The organism is Mesorhizobium sp. M5C.F.Ca.IN.020.32.2.1, from assembly GCF_004023105.1.
GTDB lineage: Bacteria > Pseudomonadota > Alphaproteobacteria > Rhizobiales > Rhizobiaceae > Mesorhizobium > Mesorhizobium wenxiniae.
On record NZ_RZSX01001051.1, the window covers coordinates 1 to 1,944 of the forward strand.

The 1,944-nt window shown below is 62.7% G+C and carries 2 protein-coding genes and 2 pseudogenes; all 4 read left to right on the forward strand.

Features of this window, described 5'->3' with window-relative positions; genetic code table 11:
* Positions 1 to 211 (forward strand): annotated as a pseudogene (locus tag EOA86_RS32680) (TIGR04076 family protein); the annotation flags it as partial.
* Positions 208 to 1,266 carry an aldo/keto reductase gene (locus EOA86_RS32685; RefSeq protein WP_128345354.1) on the forward strand — a complete coding sequence of 353 codons (1,059 nt, stop codon included), beginning with the start codon at positions 208 to 210 and terminating at the stop codon, positions 1,264 to 1,266. The pseudogene EOA86_RS32680 and the gene EOA86_RS32685, both read left to right, overlap by 4 nt.
* Positions 1,267 to 1,274: 8 nt before the next feature.
* Positions 1,275 to 1,703, forward strand: coding sequence for a DUF4440 domain-containing protein (locus tag EOA86_RS32690; protein ID WP_128345356.1), 429 nt, complete (start codon positions 1,275 to 1,277; stop codon positions 1,701 to 1,703).
* A gap of 53 nt (positions 1,704 to 1,756) precedes the next feature.
* Positions 1,757 to 1,944 (forward strand): annotated as a pseudogene (locus tag EOA86_RS32695) (ABC transporter substrate-binding protein); the annotation flags it as partial.

A 1,944-nucleotide genomic window follows, 5' to 3' on the forward strand; every position in this document is an offset into this window, starting at 1 on the left:
TTCGATCTATTCGATATCAGCTGTGTTGCCGCTGCTCGCGGCAAAACAGCGCCCGACCCACAGGAACGACTGGATGACGTCGGATGCCGAGATCGCCTGTCCCGATCCCAATTGCGCCAGCCGGCTGAGGATCATCAGGACTGGGAAGCGCCGGTTCAGCCATGCCGAGACCACGGCGGTGCCGCTGCCGAAGGAGAATGACCAGAGATGACCGAAAAGTCCTTCGAACTCAGCCCGGGCTATACGATCTCGCGCGTCATTCGCGGCGGCTGGCAGCTTGCCGGCGGACACGGCGCAATCGACCGCCAACAGGCGGTGACCGACCTGATCGCCACCTTCGACGCCGGCATCAGGACCTATGATTGCGCCGATATCTATACCGGCGTCGAGGAACTGATCGGTGCGGCGCGGCTGCGGCTGGCCAGTGAGCGTGGTCTCGACGCCGCCGCCAAAATGAAGGTGCACACCAAGCTGGTGCCTGACTTGGAAAGGCTTGCGAATATCAGCCGCGACTATGTGAGAGGCATCGTCGACCAGTCGCTGCGGCGGCTGAAGACCGAACGGCTCGATCTCGTGCAGTTCCACTGGTGGGATTATGCAGTGCCCGGTTACGTCGATGCGATGGGCTGGCTCAACGACCTCCGCCTGGAGGGCAAGGTGCGCAACGTCGGCGCCACCAATTTCGACACGCCGCATTTGGCCGAGATCCTAGCGGCCGGCGTGCCGCTGGTCAGCCAGCAGCTGCAATATTCCGTGCTCGATCAGCGGCCGGCCAACAGCCTTGCAACACTTGCCAGCCAGAACGGCGTCAGTCTCCTCTGCTACGGTTCGGTGGCGGGCGGCTTCCTCAGCGAGAGATGGCTTGATGTCGCCGAGCCGCAGACGCCGCCGCTCGAAAACCGGTCGCTGGTCAAATACAAACTAATCATCGATGATTTCGGCGGCTGGGATCTCTTCCAGGAACTGCTGGGGGCATTGAAGGCGGTCGCCGACCGCCACGGCGTCGACATCGCCACCATCGCCAGCGCCTGGGTGCTGGAGCAGCCGCAAGTGGCGGCCGTCATCGTCGGCGCTCGCAACCAGGCGCACGCCCTTGCCAATGCCGGGATCATGGACGTCGCGCTCGATGCCGAGGACCGGGCGCGGATCGCCGCAGTGATCGCGCAAAGCAGCGGGCCTCTGGGCGACGTTTATACATTGGAGCGCGACCGCCACGGTCGCCATGGCTCGATTATGCACTACAATTTGAACGCGGGAAGAAATTGAGCTCGGCCATGAACGAGAAGCCCTCTCTGCTTTCACGCGCAAGCGCAGAGATCGTCGATCTGCATCGCTTCTTCGTCGACTGGTTCGACAGGGCGAGCGCCGACAGGGTGGATTTCAGCCGCTGCGAACGCGTCATGGGTGACGGCTTCTGCATGGTCGCGCCGAGCGGGCAGGTCCTCGATCGTAAGGCGGTGCTCGATCATATCAAGGCAAGCCGCGCCACCTGTGACGGCGATTTCGCGATCGCGATCGAGGATATCCGGGCCGGCTGGCAGACCGGCGACACGATCGTCATCAGCTACGTCGAGGCACAGCAGCGCGCCGGCAAGCACAGCCGTCGTCGCTCGAGCGCCGTTTTCACCACCAGTTCATCGGCGCCCAACGGCGTTGAATGGCGGCATCTGCATGAAACCTGGCTGCAGATGCCGGAAGGCTGAACAGGCTCAAGACATGAATTGAACCAGAGTCGTGTGACGAAAGGGGAACAACAATGACAAAGATGATACTTCTGATCACCACCGCGCTAGCTCTGCTGACGGCAGCAGGTGCAGCGCAAGCCGCCGATTGCAAGATCACCGTTGGCCTCGTCATGGAACTGACTGGCCCGGCCGGCGAATACGGCCAAGCCGGCGCCAAATCGGTCGAGATGGCCTTCCGCGATATCAACGCCGCCGGCGG

Bases quoted from the DNA above. Each gene is read 5' to 3' on its own strand.
- EOA86_RS32690 (WP_128345356.1), top strand. From the start codon at position 1,275: ATGAACGAGAAGCCCTCTCTGCTTTCACGCGCAAGCGCAGAGATCGTC.
- EOA86_RS32685 (WP_128345354.1), top strand. From the start codon at position 208: ATGACCGAAAAGTCCTTCGAACTCAGCCCGGGCTATACGATCTCGCGC.